Annotated in this window: 21 protein-coding genes and 1 tRNA gene; 16 read left to right on the plus strand and 6 right to left on the minus strand. The window is 60.5% G+C overall.

The features are described from left to right. The 9 genes from ENJ37_08345 to ENJ37_08385 all read left to right on the plus strand — a co-directional run. A partial coding sequence (locus ENJ37_08345) for a HAMP domain-containing histidine kinase (GenBank protein HHL40502.1) occupies positions 1 to 597 on the plus strand: 597 nt, incomplete at its 5' end. A gap of 2 nt (positions 598 to 599) precedes the next feature. Next, positions 600 to 1,712 (plus strand): response regulator, encoded by a 1,113-nt coding sequence (locus ENJ37_08350; GenBank protein HHL40503.1) that lies wholly within the window; start codon positions 600 to 602, stop codon positions 1,710 to 1,712. Beyond that, on the plus strand, positions 1,709 to 2,119 hold the full coding sequence (gene vsr / locus ENJ37_08355) for a DNA mismatch endonuclease Vsr (protein ID HHL40504.1): 411 nt from the start codon (positions 1,709 to 1,711) through the stop codon (positions 2,117 to 2,119). Before ENJ37_08350 ends, vsr begins: the two co-directional genes overlap by 4 nt. A gap of 68 nt (positions 2,120 to 2,187) precedes the next feature. Continuing rightward, positions 2,188 to 3,228, plus strand: coding sequence for a DUF4236 domain-containing protein (locus ENJ37_08360; protein ID HHL40505.1), 1,041 nt, complete (start codon positions 2,188 to 2,190; stop codon positions 3,226 to 3,228). A gap of 30 nt (positions 3,229 to 3,258) precedes the next feature. Beyond that, positions 3,259 to 3,588 (plus strand): hypothetical protein, encoded by a 330-nt coding sequence (locus tag ENJ37_08365; GenBank protein HHL40506.1) that lies wholly within the window; start codon positions 3,259 to 3,261, stop codon positions 3,586 to 3,588. After that, positions 3,588 to 3,872, plus strand: coding sequence for a hypothetical protein (locus ENJ37_08370; protein HHL40507.1), 285 nt, complete (start codon positions 3,588 to 3,590; stop codon positions 3,870 to 3,872). The genes ENJ37_08365 and ENJ37_08370 overlap by 1 nt, the downstream gene beginning before the upstream one ends. After that, positions 3,869 to 5,578: a hypothetical protein gene (locus ENJ37_08375; protein ID HHL40508.1), complete on the plus strand. Its 1,710-nt coding sequence runs from the start codon at positions 3,869 to 3,871 to the stop codon at positions 5,576 to 5,578. The genes ENJ37_08370 and ENJ37_08375 overlap by 4 nt, the downstream gene beginning before the upstream one ends. Further along, complete coding sequence (locus ENJ37_08380) at positions 5,571 to 6,986, plus strand: DNA/RNA helicase (GenBank protein ID HHL40509.1); 1,416 nt, start codon at positions 5,571 to 5,573, stop codon at positions 6,984 to 6,986. Before ENJ37_08375 ends, ENJ37_08380 begins: the two co-directional genes overlap by 8 nt. A 373-nt stretch (positions 6,987 to 7,359) precedes the next feature. Beyond that, on the plus strand, positions 7,360 to 7,605 hold the full coding sequence (locus ENJ37_08385; protein HHL40510.1) for a GIY-YIG nuclease family protein: 246 nt from the start codon (positions 7,360 to 7,362) through the stop codon (positions 7,603 to 7,605). A 397-nt stretch (positions 7,606 to 8,002) separates the two neighbouring features. Here the strand turns inward: ENJ37_08385 and ENJ37_08390 are convergent, their stop codons facing one another. Beyond that, entirely contained in the window at positions 8,003 to 8,365 is a 363-nt protein-coding gene (locus ENJ37_08390) for a hypothetical protein (GenBank protein ID HHL40511.1), read from the minus strand. A 149-nt stretch (positions 8,366 to 8,514) separates the two neighbouring features. On the opposite strand from ENJ37_08390, the gene ENJ37_08395 reads away from it, so the two are divergent. The 7 genes from ENJ37_08395 to ENJ37_08425 all read left to right on the plus strand — a co-directional run bounded on the left by ENJ37_08395 (position 8,515) and on the right by ENJ37_08425 (position 15,450). After that, positions 8,515 to 9,834, plus strand: a complete 1,320-nt coding sequence (locus ENJ37_08395) for a type I 3-dehydroquinate dehydratase (GenBank protein HHL40512.1) — start codon at positions 8,515 to 8,517, stop codon at positions 9,832 to 9,834. A gap of 140 nt (positions 9,835 to 9,974) precedes the next feature. Continuing rightward, complete coding sequence (gap, locus tag ENJ37_08400; protein ID HHL40513.1) at positions 9,975 to 10,982, plus strand: type I glyceraldehyde-3-phosphate dehydrogenase; 1,008 nt, start codon at positions 9,975 to 9,977, stop codon at positions 10,980 to 10,982. A gap of 38 nt (positions 10,983 to 11,020) precedes the next feature. Beyond that, positions 11,021 to 12,226 carry a phosphoglycerate kinase gene (locus ENJ37_08405; protein HHL40514.1) on the plus strand — a complete coding sequence of 402 codons (1,206 nt, stop codon included), beginning with the start codon at positions 11,021 to 11,023 and terminating at the stop codon, positions 12,224 to 12,226. Between the two features lie 51 nt (positions 12,227 to 12,277). After that, positions 12,278 to 13,030, plus strand: coding sequence for a triose-phosphate isomerase (locus ENJ37_08410; GenBank protein ID HHL40515.1), 753 nt, complete (start codon positions 12,278 to 12,280; stop codon positions 13,028 to 13,030). 534 nt (positions 13,031 to 13,564) lie between these two features. Next, positions 13,565 to 13,882, plus strand: coding sequence for a preprotein translocase subunit SecG (gene secG / locus ENJ37_08415; GenBank protein ID HHL40516.1), 318 nt, complete (start codon positions 13,565 to 13,567; stop codon positions 13,880 to 13,882). Between the two features lie 200 nt (positions 13,883 to 14,082). Then, a tRNA-Leu gene (locus ENJ37_08420) sits at positions 14,083 to 14,167 on the plus strand. Between the two features lie 206 nt (positions 14,168 to 14,373). Continuing rightward, the gene (locus tag ENJ37_08425; GenBank protein ID HHL40517.1) at positions 14,374 to 15,450 is read left to right on the plus strand and encodes a KamA family radical SAM protein; all 1,077 of its coding nucleotides are present in this window, start codon (positions 14,374 to 14,376) and stop codon (positions 15,448 to 15,450) included. An 85-nt stretch (positions 15,451 to 15,535) separates the two neighbouring features. Here ENJ37_08425 and ENJ37_08430 read toward each other — a convergent pair whose 3' ends face one another. From ENJ37_08430 to ENJ37_08450, 5 genes are read right to left on the minus strand one after another with little or no spacing between them, the layout of a single operon-like run. Beyond that, the gene (locus ENJ37_08430; protein HHL40518.1) at positions 15,536 to 16,906 is read right to left on the minus strand and encodes a radical SAM protein; all 1,371 of its coding nucleotides are present in this window, start codon (positions 16,904 to 16,906) and stop codon (positions 15,536 to 15,538) included. Further along, positions 16,891 to 18,000, minus strand: a complete 1,110-nt coding sequence (locus ENJ37_08435) for a radical SAM protein (protein HHL40519.1) — start codon at positions 17,998 to 18,000, stop codon at positions 16,891 to 16,893. Before ENJ37_08435 ends, ENJ37_08430 begins: the two co-directional genes overlap by 16 nt. 2 nt (positions 18,001 to 18,002) lie before the next feature. Further along, entirely contained in the window at positions 18,003 to 19,310 is a 1,308-nt protein-coding gene (locus tag ENJ37_08440) for a phenylacetate--CoA ligase family protein (GenBank protein HHL40520.1), read from the minus strand. Beyond that, positions 19,303 to 20,271, minus strand: a complete 969-nt coding sequence (locus ENJ37_08445) for a hypothetical protein (GenBank protein HHL40521.1) — start codon at positions 20,269 to 20,271, stop codon at positions 19,303 to 19,305. Before ENJ37_08445 ends, ENJ37_08440 begins: the two co-directional genes overlap by 8 nt. Next, the gene (locus ENJ37_08450; protein HHL40522.1) at positions 20,097 to 21,476 is read right to left on the minus strand and encodes a hypothetical protein; all 1,380 of its coding nucleotides are present in this window, start codon (positions 21,474 to 21,476) and stop codon (positions 20,097 to 20,099) included. The genes ENJ37_08445 and ENJ37_08450 overlap by 175 nt, the downstream gene beginning before the upstream one ends. Positions 21,477 to 21,683 lie beyond the last annotated feature (207 nt).

The raw sequence follows: 21,683 nt of genomic DNA on the forward strand, positions 1-21,683 counted from the left end.
AATTCCTTCCGGGAGAAGCGAGATCCGGAAACATTGGCAAAGATTATTCCGATTACCGAGGGTATTGGTAAAAACGCCGATGTGTTTGTGAAACTTTTCAGTCGCCTTGATCCTCTTGCTGCCGGGAAAAGAAGCAGAAGAAGGTCACTGCCTCTCAGAAGAACGATTGAGGAAATATTTGAGGTCTTCAGCGAGGAAATGAAAAAAATCGGTATTACTACCAAGGTTAACGGCCCCGGTGATTTCAGATTTACATGCTGGCATCAGGATGTGTATGCGATTTTCACCAACCTGATCGATAACAGTATTTACTGGATGAATGAAAAAAAATCCCCAAAAAAGGAAATCACCGTCGACATCGCAACAGACGGAAATGAACTTCTATACATTGATTATCAGGATACCGGTCCGGGAATAGAATCACAGCTCATAACCAGCGAAGTAATTTTTGAGCCTCAGTTTTCCACCAAACCAGATGGTACGGGGCTCGGACTGGCTATTGCCGGTGAGGCATCCACCCGAAATGGACTTGCGCTGAAGGCTTTCGAGTCTGAAAGTGGTGCATTTTTCAGATTGCAACCGAAGTCGGAGAATTAATCATGCCTGAGATTAAATTAATGATTATTGAGGACGCCGAATCGGACTTGAATGTTTGTAGAGATTCTGTTGAAATTTATCAACAGAAAAAAATTGATGAAGGCGTTAATCTGACATTTAAATTGATAGAATGCAAGAAGGTTGATGACGCTCTTGATAAGATAGATGGTTCATTCGATGGCGCAATTATTGACCTGAAATTTTCTGATGGTGATAACAGAGGAAAAGATGTTTTGGCAAAAATCAAAGATTCTTTTTTCCGAATACCTGTTATTATTCTCACGGGGACGCCAGACAGCATAGGTGAGGAAGAAAAATCTGATTTGGTCAAGGTTCTGAAAAAAGGTGAGGCAGATTACCAGAAAGACATACTTGATGTGTTTTTTGAAATTTATAATACAGGCCTGACAAAAATCATGGGGGGAAGGGGAAAGATAGAGCAGACGCTGAATGAAGTGTTCCTGAAGAATCTGTTGCCCCAGTTACCGGACTGGAAAATCTATGGGAAAGCAAATCCGTCGAGAACCGAGAAGGCATTGCTGCGTTTCACACTTAATCATCTTGTACAGATTCTTGATGACGATGAGGATCAATGTTTCCCGGAGGAAGTCTATATTTATCCTCCATTTTCGGATGGCCTGAAGACGGGAAGTATTGTAAAGAAAATGGATGGGGAAGATCTTTATGTGGTATTAAGTCCGGCCTGTGATCTGGTTGTAAGAAGCGATGGCAATTTCAAGACTGATCGTATCCTTCTCGTTGAGGTTGAAGAAGCGAACTCAATTATTGATGCAGCATTGAATGGCATTACCAAAAAGGCCAAGAAAGAGAACAAGCTCAAAAACGTCTTTGGCAATAATTACACTGGTTACTTTCACTGGTTGCCTAAGACAGGTTACTTCGAGGGTGGGTTTATTAATTTCAGAAAAATATCAACGTGTACAAAAGATGAATTCGAGAACGCTTATAATCAACCGCACATTCAGATCTCCCCGCACTTCGTGAAAGATATATTGTCCCGTTTTTCTTCCTATTATGCCCGTCAGGGGCAACCTGACATCGAACGCAACAAAATAATTGATGAGGTGGTTTCCTCATCCGGGGAGACAGAATAATGGATGTTCACTCGCCGGAACAACGAAGCTACAACATGTCCCGGATAAAAGGCAAAAACACGAAACCGGAGTTGTTGGTTCGTAAATGGCTGTGGTCGCGAGGGTACAGATATCGACTTCATCGGAAAGATCTGCCAGGCAAACCCGATATTGTTTTCCCCCGGCAAAGAAAGGCAGTCTTTGTGCATGGTTGTTTCTGGCATAAACATGATTGCAGGTATTTCAAGTGGCCCAGGACAAACAGAGAATTCTGGAAAAAGAAGATCAATGAGAATGTCAGACGCGATCAAAAAAACTATCAAGATCTGATTGCAGATGGCTGGAACTATTTCATCGTATGGGAGTGCGAACTCAAAGAAGATATCGCCGGACTTTGGGACAGACTCGCTGAGTTTCTGGAAAACTGAGCATCACGAGGAATTATGGCAGGCAGAAGACAATACAGGCCATATGGTATGCAGTAAGGAAATCTGAAATGGGATTCCGTTTCTGGAGAAGAATCAAAATCGCACCTGGAGTGACCCTGAACCTGAGCAAATCGGGTGGATCGCTCTCGTTCGGACCACGAGGTGCGAAGTTCACCGTTGGCTCCCGAGGCAAACGTGCGACGGTGGGTATTCCGGGAACGGGGCTATTTTACACCACAACCCTTCCAAGCGGGAGATCAGGCGGCCGGAGAAGCGCGTCCTACTCTGCTCAGGCCGCCCCAACCGTCCGCCCGGAAGACCGCCTGACCCTGGGCTTCTTCAAGCGGCTCATCACGCCGGACGACGAGGAGGCCTTGGTGGACGGTTGCCGGGAGCTGGTACTGGGCAACGAAGAGAAGGCCCTCGAACACCTCGAGAAGGCCGCTCACTTGGCCGACGGCGCGTACCTTGCCGGTTTCCTGGCCCTCAAGAAGGAGCGGCTGGAAGAAGCTGCGAGCTATCTGTCCACGGCCGCCGAAAAGCACCGCCGCTTGAGCCGTTACTTCTCCAAATACGGCATCTCCGCCACCATGAGCCTGCCCATCACAGACGAGATATCCGCGCATGTGGGCCCGGATCTTCGGGGTGTGTTGCTGGGCCTGGTAGAGGCCTACCAGCGTCAGGAGCGTTGGCAGGATGCGATTGCCTGCCTGGAAAAACTGCGGCGGCTCGAACCCGACGACGTGGTGGTGAAGTTGTCTCTTGCAGAGCTGCTGCTGGACGCTCATCCGGGCGTCAAGAACGTCTGTCAGAAGGTTGTACGGTTGGTTGAGGGCATTGAGAACGAGACGCCTATCCATGCAGCTTTGATGCTTTACAAAGCTAAAGCGCTTCGGCACCTCGGTCTGGCAACCGCGGCCCGGGACACATTAACAGCCGCCCTGCGCCGCAAGAAAGGCCGGTCCGATGATCTCCTCCGCGCCCTGCGTTACGAACGCGCTCTGGCCTACGAGGATTTGGGGCAGAAGTCTCGCGCCCGTGCCGAGTTCGAGAAGCTTTATGCTGAAGCCCCGGATTTCGAGGACGTGGCAGTTCGGTTGGGGCTTTGAACCGCGATATGGTTGAGGAGGATATCTGCAATGATCCAGGACCTGGAACGGGTCGAGTACCGCAAGGGACTGCTCGGAAAGGGAATGAAAGCGGACGGTCTGCCTATGAAAGTCTGGCGGGGGGCCAAGATTTCCGCAGACGTAAGGAAGGCGATCAACGAGGAGGATTTGCTCAATCTTAGCGGTGTTTATGGGGACAAGCATGCCGGTGTTCCTGTGGAATGCGACCACCTGAAACTGGCCCTGACCGACGACACGGTCGAGATCACGGTCTTTAACCGAGGGATCACGCTGTTCATGTCGGACGACGAACGGGTCCGACGCATCCACCGGGTCCTGTGCAAGCTGGATAGAAATTAATGGTACTAGGAAAGTCCAATGCAAAGAAAATCGCCTGGTGCGGACGGATCAAAGCCGTTCAGCCACGAATCCGTCCCATGCGGTCTTTCGACGAGCGACACCACAGCTACCAGGGTTACGTGCTTCGCGTTGACGGAACAATCGGGGACTCATCCGACCTGTCCGACCCGCACATCATCGCTGCGGAGGTCACCGAAGATATTGAATCGGCTCTGAAACAGATCCGGGATGCGCTTGGTGACCTAGAGGAACGGGCAAACATCGTGAAGGAGCCGGCGCTATGAGGATTCGGCAGGTGGAGATCGAAAGATTTCGGGGTATCAAGGAGCTGAAGTGGTGTGTTGATGGCGATATTGTGTGCCTCATTGGACCGGGTGACGCTACCAAGACGACGATCCTCGACGCCATAGAGCTTGCGTTGTCGCCACGGTGGAACATCCCTTTCGACGACACGGACTTCTATGATGCGGATACGTCCGAGCCTATCGTCATCCGCGTCACCGTTGGCGACCTGCCTGAGGAATTCAAAAGCGATGCAAAGTACGGCCTCGAGGCCCGAGGCTGGAGCCCCAGCGGTGAGCTCCATGACGAACCCGAGCAAGAAGACGAAATGGTTCTGACCATCCAGCTTCGCGTCGAACCCTCGCTGGAGCAGTCGTGGGCCGTCGTCAATGACCGAAACCCAGAGGGGAAACACATCACGGCCAAGGACAGGGAGAAGCTTGGATGTGCCCGGCTGGGAGACTACTTAGACAGGCACTTCTCTTGGAGTCGAGGGTCAATCCTTTCCCGACTCACTGGCGAGGCGGACAGCCTTTCCGGTATCCTCGCCGAGGCGGGTCGAGCCGCACGGAGTGCTCTTGCTGATGTTCCGCACGAGAAGCTTTCCAGTCTTCGACAGGCGGCATTACGGGCGAGACAAGCCGGCAAGGAGATGGGAGTTGCTCCAACGGCTGAGTACAAGCCACATCTGGACGTCCAGGCCGTGTCTGTCGGACTTGGTGGGGTCTCTCTCCATGACGGCGAGGTTCCCCTGCGACGTGCGGGCCTTGGTACACGACGGCTTCTCGCTGTCGCAATGCAACGTGAGGTTGCCAAGGCTGGCGGGCCTACCTTGATTGATGAGGTGGAGCATGGACTGGAGCCGCACCGCATTCGACGTCTAATTCGGGTGCTTAGCGCTAACGACGGCGCACTAGGTCGGCGGCACGTGCTAATGACGACACACTCGCCTGTCGTCCTCGGCGAGCTCAATGCCCAAGACATCCGAATTGTCCGGCACGAGCATGGGGTCACGAAGGTCTATTCCGTCCCGGAGGACTTGCAACCAATCGTTCGGAAAGCGAGCGAGGCATTCCTTGCCCGTAAAGTTATCGTCTGTGAGGGAAAAACAGAACTTGGGTTTTGCCGGGGGCTCGATGCGTGGTGGTCCAGGGATGGCAGACCATCCTTTGCCTTGGCAGGGATTGCGCTTGCGGATGGGGGAGGGTCAGAAGCCACCCGCGTCACAAAGGCGCTGGCCGACCTTTCTTATGATGTCTTGTTTCTTGGTGACTCGGACCAACCCATTGACCCAGATCAAAATGCTCTTGAGCAGGCAGGTGTGAAGGTCCTCCTCTGGGATGGGGATACAGCAATTGAACAACGAATCGGGTTGGATTTGCCTTGGGACGGTGTTGTCGACGTCGTGAACTTGGCGATGAACGTTTGGGGCGAGGACAGTGTACGGGACGCCATAGCTACCAGGTTGGAAGCTCACTCTGAGAGAAAGTTGACCAACAACCCATCAGACTGGCTCGGTTTAGGCCCAAACGATGACGACTTCCGAAAGGCCATCGGCGATGCGGCAAAAAAGAAAGGTTGGTTCAAGCGCGTTGATCTTGCCGAGGACTTGTCAGAGATAGTCATCAAATATTACGTCAATATCAAGGAGACAGACCTCGGGCAGAAGATAGCTGCTCTTCAAAAGTGGGCGCACAGCGATGAATGAGGCTGAGACCCTGGCAAGAAGTCGTCTTGGCTCGATGATCGCCGCTGCAGGATGCGGCAAGACCTACCTGATCGGGATGGCCGTCGCGAAGTACGGGAACGGACGGGAGCTTGTGCTTACCCATACCCACGCGGGAGTGGATGCGCTCCGCCGCCGGCTTGCCACGTTCGGGGTTCCAGCAAAGGCTTACCACGTGGATACGATAGCCGGATGGGCACTCCGACTGGCAGTATCCTTCCCACGGACATCTGCGTTGCCGACGCCCAAGCCTCGAACTATCGACGAATATGACGCAGTCTACGTCGCAGCCACTCGCTTGCTCCACCTTCGTCCAATTCAGGATATCCTACGGGCATCCTACACCGGTGTATACGTGGACGAGTATCAAGACTGCACCATAGAGCAGCATGAACTCGTGCTGGCTCTTGCCGATATTCTGCCCTGCAGGATAGTCGGCGATCCACTCCAGGCGATCTTCGACTTCGGCAATAACAAGCCAATCGACTGGAATACACACGTGGTTCCGCACTTCGAACCTGTTCCCGAACCAACCGTTCCCTGGCGATGGCGGAACTCGAATCCTGAGCTTGGGGAGTGGCTCCAAGAGGTCAGAGAGAGACTCTCGAACGGCTGCGATCTAGATCTTCGCGGTGCGCCCGTTCAATGGATCGAGGCTCGCTCGATGGAAACTAGCCAGGGGAAACAACTGGCGGCCTGCTTCGACGCAGCTCGGAGCGATGGTAAGAGGGTCATCGCTATCCTGCAGTGGCGTAATCAATGCCATGAACTGGCCAGCCGCCTTAGGGGTATTTACTCCTGCGTCGAGGCCATTGATGAGAAGGACCTTTACGAAGCTGCCAAACAGTTTGATAACGCAATCGGGCCGGCGAGGGCCATCGCAGTTCTCGACTTCGCCAAGAAGTGCATGACCAAGGTTTCGACAGAGCTTAGGAGTACGTGGAACGCATTCAGTGAGGGAAGGCCCCCAAAGGGACGCAAACATCGCGAACAAATCGGAGCTCTGATCGCCGTTGCTCAGGAACCGGATTATCGGCCTGTGGCAGTGGCGCTTGAATCCTTCAGACTGATTCCGGGCGCTAAAGTGTATCGCAGGGAGCTGCTGCGGGAGATGATGAAGTCTATTCTTGCTGTGGCGACGGCAGAAGCAGCGAACCTGGAGGAGGCGGCCTGGATTATCCGGAACCGGACACGACAGATTGGCCGTCGACTACCACGGTGTGCGGTTGGCACAACTCTCTTGGTCAAAGGCCTAGAGTTCGATCATGCTGTACTCCTAGACGCCGATGCATATAACCGAAGGAACTTGTATGTTGCACTCACACGTGGGTCCACATCGCTCACCATTGTCTCAAGGTCGCGAATTATTCAACCGAAGGAAGATGGTTGAACAGAGCAACCGATTGCAAAATCAGCGATGTGGACGTGTTATGACAACACCGCGTTTGATATGGCAGTGGGAATCGAACCCACGTCCATTCTCTGTTTGGGGAAAATGTGGAGAAAAACATTTCCCGCGTAGGGACGCGGAGAACGGCACTTGGAAACTCTCAAGGCATTGTAAATAAAAGGCTTTTGATGCGTAGGCGCTGGGGAGACTGAGTTTTGGGAAGGCGGCGAGCCCTCCACCAGCCTTCGCTTCGAAACCTGTTGAGAAGAGAAGGCTGCCGCGTCGAAGTTGCACGACAACGAAGACGGGCTTTTTTATAATGCTATTGTTGTTTCGAAGCTCCGGCTCGGCACGCCTTACGAGCATGGGGACGATGAACTTTTATTATGTTTACATCTTGCAATCCGAATCCGACCCCGAACATTTTTACACGGGTTTCACCGAAGACCTCGATTCTCGCCTGAAATCACATAATTCCGGTCAGGTTACATCTACGACGAAATACAAGCCGTGGCACATTAAAACAGCCATAGCGTTCACCGATCGGGAGAGAGCATTGGACTTCGAAACTTATCTAAAAAGTCCATCAGGCCGGGCTTTTGCAAAGAAACGACTTTGATCTCCGGGATTCTCCACCCGCCTGAGGGGCGAAGCCCCGTAATAAGAGCCACTTAGTGGCCTCCCTCTTTTCCCGCCTTTCATTCTCTGTTTGCCCCCAGATTCTCTGGCCTCGAAGGACGAAGTCTCAAAGCTCGTCCGGTTGGGCAATCCCTTTTATATCAAGGACCTAAGCCGACCGGCCGTTTTCGCAAGTTTGGAAACACGGCCTGTGGTGCGAAAAAGCACCCGAATTTTCGAACCAAAAGTCCGTCGCAGGGTTTGAGAAATGGGATTAATGCGCGGATTTCCCGGCGGGGAGTCTCGACACTCGATTTGGAATTTGGTTTTGACAACGCTGCAGCTAAAAGGCTGGTAAAGGAGCGCAGAGGGTTTGCCAGTCCTCTTTCAGCCGCTTGTTAGGCATTTTCATCATCTAAAACAATTACTTCTTCATCTCTTGAGCGATTTGGATTGTTGTAATGAAAACAATAAACAATTGGTATTCCGGTGTCTCCCAATATCTTGGACAGCAATTTAGTCAATTCCAAGCCTTTTTTATCAAGTTCATACCAAGGAAAATTCGGATTAGTATCAGGCTCCCCGCTATCTATCCAACACGCCAACCCATACAGCTGATCTTCAATTTCACGTATTTCTTCGATTCTTGGATGATTCTCAAAATAATTAGTCAGCTCAAAAGCACAGTAGTTTTCGTCACAGGCATAGCATGGCCCATAGTCCGGCATTATCCGTATGATTTTCGGTAACTTTCCATCCATTTTCGTTGCCTAAATAGTTATTCTACAAGAAATCTCCGTTTGCCGGGTACGCCCCCCCAAAAATACATTTTACACTCAGCTCCGCTCGTAATCAACATATTCGGTTAAGATGTTTTAACCACCCAAACCTTAATCGAGAGTAGGAGGAGATGACTGCCAAAAAGAAGATAGCACAGACGAGGCTCTCAATGCTACAGCTTGCAGAAAAGCGCCGTAACGTCTACGAGGCCTGCCGCCGGCGGGTACCCCTTGGCGCCGATATGGCGGCATATCTCGTCCAGGGTCTCCCGCTGCAGCAGGGTAATCTCGTCTGTTTTGCCTTAAGCCCATGGCTACCACATTTACCAAAAACGAAAGACCCACCGGGCCAGATAAACCAGAGTCCCCTCGAGTCAGGGCTTCCTCGGCCCCGCGGCGCCGAACCTTTCTCCTTGACTAAGAAATCGCCTTACGTTATGCTGGACTACCGCGCGCCGGCAAGTTCCGCTCAAGGAAACTCTTTTTCACCGAGGAAGCCTTTTTTGCAGGAGTGTCCCCTCGAATTCCCTCCAATCAAGTACGCCGCGGCGGCTCTCCCTGCGCGCAGAGGCGGGGCGGCGGGGGCGGCGAAGGGTTTCGGGGGAGAGAGGGCTACTGCGGGTGTGAAGGCCCTTGCGCCTGGCCCTTCCCGGCTTTCGAGGGGCGGCGCCTCGGGGAAGGCGATGAAGATAGGAGAGATCGAGGTGGGCGGCGGCAGGACCGCCGTCGTCGGGGTGATAATCGACGGCCTTCGGGCGGCGACCCTGAGAAAGGCCGCGGCCCACGGCGCAGACATCCTCGAGCTGAGGATCGACACCTTCGAGGGGGCCGACCCCGAAAAGCTGTCGAGAGGGCTGAGGCGCATCCGCTCCGGAGGCCGGAGCCCCGCGGCGTCGATGCCGCTTCTGGCCACCGTGCGGAGCGCAAGGGAGGGTTCGCCTGCGCGCCTTTGCGACGCACTGAGGCTCGAGCTCTTCGAGGCGGCGGCCCCCTGGGTCGACGCCGTTGACATAGAGATATCGTCGAGCGCCATAGCCGCGCAGGTGGCGGCCCTGGCAAGGCGGCGCAGACTCAGGCTCATAGCCTCGTTTCACGACTTCAGGGGCACTCCGGGCGCTGCGAGACTGGCGTCCGTCGTCGACGAGGGCAAGGCCCTGGGAGCCCATATGGTGAAGATCGCCGCCAGGGCCGACCGGCCGGCGCAACTGCGCCGCCTTGCGGCGCTCCTCCTGGACCGCAACGACCTGGCGGTCGTGGCCATGGGAGGTTTCGCCGCCGCTTCACGGGTCTTTTTCCCCATGCTCGGCTCGCTCCTCACCTACGGCGCCGTGACCGAGGCCACGGCGCCGGGACAGATGCCCCTGCGAGAGCTGCGAAAGGCGCTTGAACGCTTCAGCCCCGCCCGCCTCCAGGGAGGCCGCGCCGGGGTCCTTCCTGTAAACGGCTCATGAACCCGCGGTCGCTGTGACGGCTGAAAGAGGAGCGGGGCCCGGTCGAGACCGGAAGTCGTCGAAGGGGCCGGGGAAGAAGCGGCTGCGCGGCCCTTGCGCAGAAAGTCCCCCGGACAAATAAAAAGGGAGGTTTTGGAGAGATGACGCTAAAGGTCGGCATAAACGGTTTCGGGCGCATAGGCAGGAACACCTTCAGGGCCTGTCTCGGTGACGAGAAGATAGAGTTCGTCGCCATAAACGACTTGACCGATGCGGCCACGCTGGCCCACCTCCTGAAGTACGACTCCCTGTACGGGGCGTTCCCGGCCGACGTCGGCGCGGGCCGGGACTCCATAACCGTCGACGGCCGCGAGATAAGGATCACCTGCGAACGCGACCCGGCCGCCCTGCCCTGGAGGGAGCTCGGCGTCGACGTGGTCCTGGAGTGCACGGGCCGCTTCACGGCGAGAGAGAAGGCCGCCGGGCACCTCGAGGCCGGCGCCAGGAAGGTCGTCATCTCGGCGCCCGCCAAGAACGAGGACATCACCCTCTGCATGGGCGTAAACCACGACAGCTACGACCCCGCCTCCCACCACGTCATCTCCAACGCCTCGTGCACGACCAACTGCCTTGCTCCACTCGCCAAGGTCCTCCACCGCAGCTTCGGCATAGCCCGCGGCCTCATGACCACCGTCCACGCCTACACCAACGACCAGCACATCCTCGACCTGCCTCACAAGGACCTGAGGCGGGCCCGCGCCGCCGCCCTCTCCATGATACCGACCACGACCGGCGCGGCAAGGGCCGTGTCGCTGGTGCTGCCCGAGCTCAAGGGCAGGCTCGACGGCATGGCCGTGCGCGTACCCGTGCCCACGGTGTCGATAGTGGACCTCGTCGCCGAGCTCGAGCGCGACGTGACGGCCGACGATGTGAACGCCGCCGTCAGGGAGGCGGCCGAGGGGGAGCTCAGCGGCATCCTCCAGTACTGCGAGGACCCCTGCGTCTCCGTGGACTTCAAGGGCAATCCCCACTCGTCCATCTTCGACGCCGGGCTCACCAAGGTCTTGGGGCCGCGCATGGTCAAGGTCCTTTCGTGGTACGACAACGAATGGGGCTTTTCCTGCAGGCTGCGCGACCTTCTCCACCTCATCGCCTCAAAGGGCCTGTGAGGACCGTCCCTTTCCAGCCAGGAGCGACCCACATGATGATGAAGGACCTCGCCTACATAGACGAGATAGACATAAAGAACAAACGGGTGCTCATCCGGGTGGACTTCAACGTGCCGCTCGACGAGCGGGGCAACATAACCGACGACACGCGCATACGGAGCGTGCTCCCCACCATAAACTACGCACTCGACGAGAACGCAATGGTCGTGCTCGCCTCCCACCTCGGAAGGCCCAAGGGCAGGGTGGTCGAGTCCATGAGCCTTCGCCCCGTGGCCAGGCGTCTGGCCAGGCTCCTCGAAAAGGAAGTGAGGCTCGCGCCCGACTGCGTGGGCGAGGAGACCCGCGCCATGATCGACGCCATGGCCCCGGGCGAGGTGGTGCTCCTGGAAAACCTGCGCTTCCATCCCGAGGAGGAGCGAAACGACGAGGACTTCGGCCGCAGGCTCGGCGAACCGGTGGAGGTGTACATAAACGACGCCTTCGCAACGGCCCACAGGGCCCATGCGTCGAACGTGGCCGTAACCCACTACGTGAAGGCCTGCGGCGCCGGGCTCCTCATGAAAAAGGAGCTCGCCTACTTCGCCAGGGCCCTGGAAGACCCCATCCGGCCGCTGGTGGCCATCATAGGAGGCAAGAAGGTCTCCGACAAGATCGGCGTACTCACGAGCCTGTGCGACAGGGTCGACAAGCTCATAATAGGCGGCGGCATGGCGCTGACCTTCCTGAAGGCCATAAAGTACAACATAGGCCGCTCCTTCTGCGAGGACTCGGTGCTCGACGAGGCGCGCGAGGTCTTGAGGAAGGCCAGGGACAGGGGCATCAAGCTCTACCTCCCTGTCGACTTCGTCGTGGCCGACCGCTTCGCGCCCGACGCCGAGACCAAGGTCGTGACCTCCCAGGAGATACCGCCCGAGTGGATGGCCCTGGACATAGGTCCGGCTACGGTCACCCTCTTTTCCGAGGCCGTTCAGAACGCAAAGACCATCATCTGGAACGGCCCCATGGGTGTCTTCGAGATGGACGCCTTCAGCCGCGGAACCTTCGCCCTCGTCTCCAGTGTGGCCAACGCCTACGCCCTCACCATAGTGGGCGGCGGAGACACGGACGTGGCAGTGCACCGCGCCGGCGAGTACGCCAAGATAAGCTATATCTCCACCGGCGGAGGCGCCTTCCTGGAGATACTCGAGGGCAAGGTGCTGCCCGCCATCGCCGCCCTCCTTGAGGCCCGCCGGGCCGCGCTCTGAAGGGCGGGGCCGGCGGGACGGACCGAGTATAGTCGCCACGGAGGACCTGACATGGCAAAACCTCTCATCGCCGGCAACTGGAAGATGCACTGCACGGTCAGCGAGGGCGTGGAGCTCGTCATGAAGCTGCGCGAGCTCGTAAAGGGCGTGGACGAGGTGGAGGTCGTCATAGCCCCGCCCTTCACGGCCCTCTACCACCTAAACTTCCTCACGGCCGACAGCCCCATAAGGCTCGCCGCCCAGGACCTCTTCTGGGAGGAGAGCGGCCCATACACCGGCGAGGTATCGCCCGCCATGGTGCGCGACGTGGGATGCGACTACGTCATAGTCGGCCACAGCGAGCGGCGCGCCCTCTTCGGCGAGACCGACGACACGGTCAACAGAAAGGTCCACGCGGCGCTCAAGGCGGGGCTGCGCCCCATAGTCTGCGTCGGCGAAACGCTCGACGAGAGGAAGGAGGGGAAGACCCTGGCCAGGGTGCGCCGCCAGGTGGAACGCGCGTTATCGGGTGTGGGACCGGCCGTGCTCAAGGAGGTGGTCATCGCCTACGAACCCGTCTGGGCCATAGGCACGGGACTTACGGCGACGCCCGGGCAGGCCGAGGAGGTCCACCAGTCACTGCGCGAGCTCCTCTTCGAGCTCTACGACGCCGACAAGGTGAAGCCGGCGCGCATCATATACGGCGGCAGCGTGAAGGCGGCGAACATCGACAGCCTCATGGCCTGCCCGAACATAGACGGCGCCCTCGTCGGCGGCGCAAGCCTCAAGGCCGACGAGTTCGCAAGGATCGTCCGCTTCGAGTGATCCCGGAGGGAAGCCTTTTGTAAAAGGGTCATGGACCCACGGTTCCCTCAGGGTAATTAATCGGAGTTCCCCTATGGAAACTCTGATTAATTACCCTGAGGGAACCTTTTTGTAAAAAGGTTCCCTCAGACTCCCTCCAAAAACTTTAAACGCCCTGCGGATCACCCCGATTTTGCAAGCAAAATCGGGGTGATCCGCAGGGAATTAAAAGTCTTTGAAGGGGGGCTGGGGGAAACTTTCTACAGAAAGTTTCCCCCAGTGTAATAAATCAGAGCTTCCCTATATATTCGCGGCGGCTCCCGGGGGCTCGACCCGCATAGGCGTAAAAGAATCCCGCCTGGCGCGGGCCGAGCCCCCGGGAGCCGCCGGCCGAGGGGCGAAAGATTCTCAAGGAAGCCCCAGTAGCGGCGCCACCGGAAGAGTTTTCCCTTGACCACGACGGCTCTTTTGGTTTAACCTGAAAGGCGCCATCACAACAACATACGATGAGAGCCGGCTACTCTTGTCCGGTGTCTTGCGCAGTCGAGGATAGTCATGTTAACAGTGGTAACGGTCATACACGTATTGGTATGCGTCTTTCTCATCATATCGATCCTCTTCCAGGTGGGAAAGGGCGCGAGCATAGGGTCGACCTTCGGCGGGGCGTCGAGCCAGACGCTCTTCGGCAGCGCCGGACCGGCCACCTTCCTGAGCAAGGTGACGGCCGCCAGCGCCGTCATATTCATGGTCACGTCCCTCTACATCACCTACTCCAAGAGCAGACACGACAGCGGTTCCGTAATGGCCGACGTGCCGGTGGTCAAGGAGGTCCCCGTCGAAAAGGCCCCGGAGCAGGAGCAGCCGGCACAGTGATCCCTCTCGGGGGATGGGCTAAGAGGGCCGGCACGGCGGACGGACGGCGCAGTCGGGTCCCGGGAAGGAGGCCCTGACTTATTATCCTTGAGGAACCTTTTTGCAGGGGACACAAACCCGGCGGCTGCCCCTGGGCGGCCAAGCCGAGTCTTCTTAGTCCTTGACTTTCACAGCCGAAAGATGTTAGATTAACAGTCCATGCCGAAGTGGTGGAATTGGTAGACACGCCATCTTGAGGGGGTGGTGGGGCGACCCGTGGGGGTTCGAATCCCCCCTTCGGCACCATTCTGTTTGTTCTTTCAACGTTCGACCTCAACGTCGTTTCCACCGGTTAGACTTTCGCCCTTTCCCCCTGCCATCGCCGCCATGGAACCGTCGCCCCCTGCGGGGCCGCAGGTCTGGAGGTCTTCGACCTCGACCGTCCGCTTCCAGGCATGGGGCGTCCCTCTTCTCCGACGCCCGGGAGACGGAACCGCAACGAGGAGAGATGTATGGAACAATGGAGAGAGGAACTCCGTAACAGCGTCAACACGCTCGAGAGGCTGAGGGAATATATAGACGTCACGCCCGAGGAGGAGGAGGCCGTAACCACTCTGGGCACCCGCTGGGGCACGACACCGTACTTCGCCTCGCTCATGGACCGCAATGACCCGGCCTGCCCCGTCCGCCGCCAGGTCGTACCGTCGCTCAAGGAGCGCGAGAACCGCTACGGCATGGACAACTTCCTCGTCTGGAAGGAGAACCGCGACAACGGCGAGGACCGTCCCGACAGCATCGCACGCCAGTACACCGACCGCATAGCCTTCACCATAACCGACACGTGCGCCATATACTGCCGCCACTGCTTCCGCAAGGAGGTGGTCATCGACAAGGAGCTCGAGCTTCGCTTCGACGTCGACGAGGGTCTGCGGTGGATAAGGGAGCACAGGGAGATAAGGGACGTGCTCGTCACCGGCGGCGACCCCTTCATCCTGAGCGACGACAGGATCGGCTACATCGTCGCCAGGCTGCGCGAAATAGGACACCTTGAGATGATAAGGTTCGGCACCAGGACCCCCATCGTCCTGCCGAGCCGCATAACCCCGGGCCTCAAGCGCGTGCTGGGCGGCTTCCACAAGGTGCCCATCTGGCTCAACACCCAGTGCAACCACCCCAAGGAGATAACCGAGCAGACGGCCCGCGCCGTCTACGAGCTCGCCACCTGCGGCATAAACGTGGGCAACCAGGCCGTGCTCATGAAGGGCATAAACGACGACGTAGCGACCTTCAGGAAGCTGCACGAAAAGCTTCTGAGCGTGCGCATCAGGCCCTACTACCTCTTCTACTGCCAGGCCGCCCCCGGCATCGACCACTTCCGCACGCCCGTGGAAAAGGGCGCCGAGCTCATCCGCGACGCCCTCAGGGGCCACACCACCGGCCTTGCACAGCCCCTTTACGTCAACTCCACCAACATCGGCAAGATACCGCTCATGCCCGACTACTACATGGTGGGCAAGAACGAAAAGGAGTACACGCTGCGAAACTTCAGGGGAGAGCACACCACGTTGCCCAACATACCGGCCGACTGATCCCCATCTCTCCCCGAGAGATCGGAGAGGACGGCGGGCCCTCCGTCGGCCGCGCACTCCGTCCCTGCGGGGAGAGCCGCGGCTCCTACCCCCTTGCAAGGAGGTCCCAGAGCGGACCTCTGCGGCCGAGGCGGCGCAGCATCGCCACCGTCTCCGCGCCGGTCCTTATGTGAAGGCCGGGCACTATCCAGTTGGGGCGGCTCAGGGCGTACTCTCTCACCATCTCGACGAGCCGGCGCGCCGGAAGGTGCGGCGAGAAGTAGAAGACGGGTTCGAGAAGCGGCTCTCCCCTCCCGATCACCCCCTCCTCCAGCGCCCTCCCGGCAAGCCCCGTGCCCGGATAGACCCTCACCCCCAGCATGGCTATGACCGCTCTCGGTCTTATGCGCTCCATGAAGGAAAAGGTCCCGGCAAGGGTCTGCTCCGTCTCCCCCGGCCCTCCCAGTATCAGGTAGTGGGCCGCCTCGAGGCCGGCGCGGTCGCAGAGGTGCTGGGCCCTGGCCACGTCATCGGCGGTAAAGCCCTTGTCCAGGGCCGCGAGTGTAGAGTCGCCGCCGCCGTCGGTGCCGAACTCGACGGCCATGCAGCCCGCGCGCTTCATCACGTCGAGGAGAGCGGCGCTCATGGTCCTCGGCGTGGCGAAACAGGTCCACCGCACCCGTATATTGCGCCTTATCATCTCCTCGCAGATGAGGTGGGCGTGCTCCTCGGGAGAGTTGAATATGTCGTCCACGAAGAAGATGTAGTCCACGCCGTGACGGCCCGCGAGGGCCTCGATCTCTTCGGCCACCTCGGCGGGCTCGCGCAGACGCAGCCGCCTCCCCTCTATCATGGGGTAAGTGCAGTAGGTGCAGGAAAAGGGGCAGCCGCGCTTGGTCTGCACGCTGCCCATGCCTCCCTCCTCGAGGTAGCGGCCGTTGTCGAGAAGGGAGCGGGCCGGCGCAAGGCGGCCGAAGTCCTCGTCGAAACGGGCGGTCCCTTTCGCCCCGCCGCCCGGCCTGAGCAGATTGGGCACGCCGTCCACATCGCCCCCTCCCTCGAGCGCCTCGACGAGCCTGACAAGGGAGCCCTCTCCCTCGCCCCGTATGCCGTAGTCTGCGCCCGTGTAGGCGAGCACCTCGCGGGGAAAGATGGAGAAGCCCGGCCCCCCGACCACCACGGGGGCGTCGGAGACCTCCTTGAGCCTCGCCACGACCTCTCTTGCGGCCGGCAGGTAGAAGACGCTTGCGGGATAGGTGAGGTTGTCGACGTTGCGGATGGAGAGCCCTATGAGGTCGGCTCCGAAGGAGCGGGCGGCGGCCGCGGCCGCGGCCGGCCCGTCGTCCTCGAAGCAGAGGTCGAGCACGCGCACGCGGTGGCCGGCCTCGATGAGAGAGGCGGCCACGTAGGCGATCCCCAGCGGCGCCACCGGGTAGGGAGAGCGCTCGCGGTTGGCCGATATCAGCAGTACTTGCATGACGGGGCGTCTTCCAGCGGGCTCGTCCCGTCACCGTCGCCGCGGCCGGCCCGCTCCTCCCCGAGCCAGCACTTGGGGTCGGAGGCGAGGTAGTTGCCCGTCATCTGGTAGGCGTTGCCGCGACAGCCGTAGCAGTCGGGACTCAGCTCGCAGGTGCCGCAGGGGCCCTCGATCTTGCTGTGGATGTTGCGCAGGTCCTGGATCACGCGGCTCGTGCGCAGTATCTCGGCAAGGGGCTGGCTCCGCACGTTGCCCACGAATATGTCGATGCCCGTGCATGGCTGGACATAGCCCTGGGAGTTGACGAGCGTGGAGTAGAGATGGCGCCTGCAGGTGAAGGAGGCTATGGTGGGGTGGGGGTTCCAGTCTATGGAGAACTCCTCGTTGTCTATGCGCCGCAGCCTCTCGAAGACGCGCTTTATCTCGCCGTTGTCCACGAGGAGTTCGCCGTGCTCGCGGGCCCGGCCCTGGAGGGTGAGTATCTCGAAATAGGGGACGACCCCCCTGCGCCGCGCCCAGCGCCACATCTCGGGCACCTCATCGATGTTCTGCCTCACTATCACCGTCTGGATTCCCATCTGCCGGGACGGGGCCGGATAGCCGGCGGCGAAGAGATTCTCGATGGCGCCGCGGATCCTGTCGTAGGCCCCTTCCACGCCCGCCAGGCTGTCCTGGATGCGTGGCGAGAAGCTGTTGTGCTTCACCACGACCGTGACGCCCCGGCCGGCCAGAAAGCGCGCGAGCTCGGCGGTGAGCAGGAGTCCGTTGGTGAAGAGCGACTGGTCAAGCCCCCTGGAGCGTATGTAGTCGATCACCTCCGGCAGCCGCCCGTAGAGCAGGGGCTCGCCGCCGCCGAGAAGTATGATCTTCTTTGCGCCGAGACGGGCCGCCTGGTCTATGACCGAGCAGACCTCGTCGAAGTCGAGCTCGTCCTTGAGGGGCTCACCAGCCGACGAATAACAGTACAGGCACCGCAGATTGCACCTCTTGCTGAACTCGAGCTCCAGCGAAAGGAGTCCTCCCCGCCTCAGCGTCTCTTCGATCTCGTCGTCCGTAAAGTCGAGTCCGTGGATGACCTCGTAGTTAAAGGACATGTTTAAGGAGTACCCCCTTCCGGTCTTTTTTTCTCCCGCTTGTCCACGAAGGTAGCCTTCTTGCGCCGTCCGTCGAGGCAGAGAAGGGCCTCGACTTCCGGGGGGCTCATGATCACGATATCGGGCGTTACGCGCAGCACGGCCCTCAGCGTCGAGCGGAGCTCGTCGGCGAAGGCGTAGTCCTTTCGCTCGGAGCCGACCCTCACGAGCACGCGGTCCGAGCCGTCGGCGGCGCTTCGCGCCTCTATCTGGAAGTTGACCACCCCGCTTACGCGAAGCAGCGCGTTCTCGAGGGCCGGAGGATAGACGGTCGTGCCCTTGACCTTGAGCTTCTGTCCGCGCCTCCCTATCACGGGCCCTATGCGCAGCGCGCGGTTGCCGCAGGGACAGTGACCTTCGACGATGAAGCTCATGTCGCCGGTCCTGTACCTGACAAGCGGCATGCCCTCCACGCCGAGAGTGGTGAGCACGAGCTCGCCCGGCTCGCCCGGGCCGAGAACGCGCCCCTCGTCGTCGACGACCTCGACGTGAACGAAGTCGGGATGGGCGTGGAAGCCCCTGTGTTCGGCGCACTCCGTGAAGGCCGTCTGGGCCTCGGTGATGCCGTAGGTGGAGAAGGTCTCGCACCCCCATGCCTCCTCGACGAGCACGCCGAGGCGGTTGGAGCCGAAGTCCTCGTTCCTCACCGTCTCGCCTATGAGAAGGGCCTTGGGCACGAGCCCTTCGACGGCGATGCCGAGGCGGCGCGCCTCCGAGGCCATGTGTACGAGGAAGCTCGGCACGGCCACGACGGCGGCGGGCCGCAGGGATCGGAGGAGCTCGAGGTGGCGAAGCGGGGACTTGGGCCCGCAGCGCACGGCGGCGGCGCCGAGGCGGGCAAGGCCGCTGTGGTAGGCGAGCCCCGCGATGAAGAGGCTGTCCATGGTGACGGCCAGGTGGACCACATCGCCCTCGCCGAGCCCCATGCGCTCGAAGGAGCGCCTCTCGTTCTCGGCGAGCCTTTCGATGTCGGCCGCCGTCATGGCGAAGAAGAGAGGCTCCCCCGTCGTGCCGGTGGTGGAGACGATCTCCCTTACGGCCCGGCGCCCGGCGGCGAGGAAGTCCCAATTGGACCTCTCTATGTCCCCCCGTGTCGTGAGAGGGAGGCCTGGCAGGTCTTCGACCCCCCTGAAGGCGGCGGCGTCGATGCCGAGCCTTGCGAACCTCTCCCTGTAGAATGGAGAGGCCGCGGCTGCGTACCTGACCGCGGCCCTGAGCAGCTCGTTGTGGTCCCCCGGCGGCGAAACCCCGCCCCCGCTCTCTTCACTCACCCTCGGTCTCTCCGCTTGCAGGTTCTCCGGCCGCGCCGTCCGGCCCCGGGAAGAGGCCGCTTCGCCGCCCGTCGATCTCCACGGTCACGCCGCGCCCGCTGTCGTCGCAAAACTCCATCAAGGCGCGGCCCCCTCCGCAGGCATCGAGGAAAGCCGCGAACGTCTCGCCCATGGCGCGGCAGAGCCTGCGGCCCTCCCCTCTTCTCTCCGCACCGCTCTCAAAGGCCCCTCTCAGACAGAGGGGGGCGCTGCGGGCCGACAGGAGCAGTGTAAGGGCGCTCCCCTCGGCGACAGCCGCGCAGAGCACCCTGGCGGCGCGTCCCGTCTCAACGAGCATTCGGCCGTGAACCAGGGCCTTGAGAAACGACAGCGGGCCGCTCGTCACGGTAAGGCTCTCGCCGCGCAGGCCGTGGACGATTGACAGGCGCGCCGCCAGGGCGTTGGGGCTCGTATAGGGGAAGACAAGAGGGCTTGCGCCGAGGGGCCCCTCCTCCACCACCGCCGCGAAGTAGTCGGCCTTCCAGCCGTCCACGACCGTATCAACGGCGGCCACAAGGGCCGTGTCGTCGAGCCCGGCCCCCTCCCCCCCCTCGGCCCCCTGCAGACCGGCGGCCTCGATGGTCCGGCCCGCGCAGGCAACGAGCAGCGCCTCCTCGTCGAAGAGGGTCCTCACCGGCAGGGCCTCGACGGCCGAAGGGTCGTCGAGGAAGGCGACCCCCTCGATGGCCGGGGCCGGCCCGCCGGAGCCTCCACCTCCATCCCCTGAGCCGCGAAGGTCCGTCAGGCTCACCGGCCGTGTTCCTCCACCTCGTCCTCTGAAGGGACGACTATCCAGGTCTTTTCGAGCGAAAACCTCATGGCGAGCTCGTTGGCGACCCTGCGGGCCTGCTCCCCGCTCGGAAAGAATCCGACCCGCACCCTGTAGAGCGTATCTCCGTCGTATAGGAGCTCCGTTATGTATGCGTTGAAGCCGGCGCGCTCGACGAGGGCGGCAAGGCCCTCCGCGTCGGCGCGCGTGCCGTAGGTGGCGAGGTTGACGGCCCAGGGCCGGGCCGCGGCCTCATCCTCTTCGTCGGCGGCCTCCTCGCCGCCATTTATGATGACGATGCGCCCCTTGCGAGCCTCCTGCTCCTGCGCCCCCGGACTCTCCCGGGGTCCGCCCTGCTCCTGCGCCGGGGCCTCGACCTCGACCTTCCTGCCGGTGATCGCCTCAACGGCCCCGGCGGCCTCGACCCTCACCCAGGGGTCGGGGTCGGCGAGCGCCGCCTCCAGGGCGTCCGCGGCCCTGCGGGCCTTGAGCGAACCCAGGGCCCTGGCGGCCTCGCGGCGCACGAAGGGCTCGGCGTCGTCCTTCAGGGCCTTCACAAGGGCATCGACGGCCGCCTCGCCGCCCACCACGCCGAGCCTGCGGGCGGCGTCGGCGCGCCTGTGCCACTGCTCCCCGGCGTCGAGAAGCGTCTTTACGTCACCGGACGCCTTGTAGCCGGGCTCATAGACCGGAGCGAGCCAGAAGGGCACGGAGCGGCGGCGCCTCTTTCCGTCCGTCCCGGCGGCGGGCTTTTCCGCGGGCTTCGCCGCCCTTGCCGTCGCCTTCTTTTCGGGAGGAGCGGCCCGCGGCCTCTTCTTCCCGGCCCCCGCGGCGGCCGTCCCGCCGACCTCCACGCCGAGCAGCGAGAGCGAGTTGCGGGCGGCTGCGGCCACGATCGCCACCTCCACCTCCTCGCCGTCCACCACGTCGGGCGCCGTCTCGTCGTCCTTGAGGGCGGCGCGCAGCGCATCGACGGCCCTCGCATCACCGATGCGGCCCAGCGACTCGGCGGCCTCGGCCCGCACATAGACGTTCTCGTCCGTTGAGAGCGCCTCGATAAGGGGCTCGACGGCCAGGGGGTCTCCTATGGCTCCCAGTGCGTAGGCCGCGTTCTGGCGTACCTTCCAGTGGTCGTCCACCTTGAGGGCCATGGCCAGCGGCTCCACCGCGGCCGGCCCGGCCCCGGCAAGCCTCTTGGCGGCCTCGGCCCTCTCGCCCCAGGAGCGCTCCATGTCCTCGAGCACGAGTACATCGTCCGCCAGCTTCTCGTCGACCGCCTGCGACGGCGACGGCGCAAAGGACGCAAGGCAGAGGAAAAAGAGCAGCGGCGCGGCCGGCGGGTATCGTCCAGAGGCCATAAGCCCTCCCCATCTATTCATCGAAAGAAACGGCGCCCGAGGCGCCGCCGCGCGGCGGCGAAGACCGCATCGCGGGGCCCCTTTCGATTTTAAGCCATATCACGTCATAAATCGAGTCTTTTTACGCCGCAAGCGCCGCCTCCCAGGGGCGCCTCCGCCCTCGGCATGGCTCACCGCCGGCCGCTGCCGGACCGTGCCGGCCTCACC

The sequence above is a fragment of the Deltaproteobacteria bacterium genome (genome assembly GCA_011375175.1).
Lineage (GTDB): Bacteria > Desulfobacterota > GWC2-55-46 > GWC2-55-46 > DRME01 > DRME01.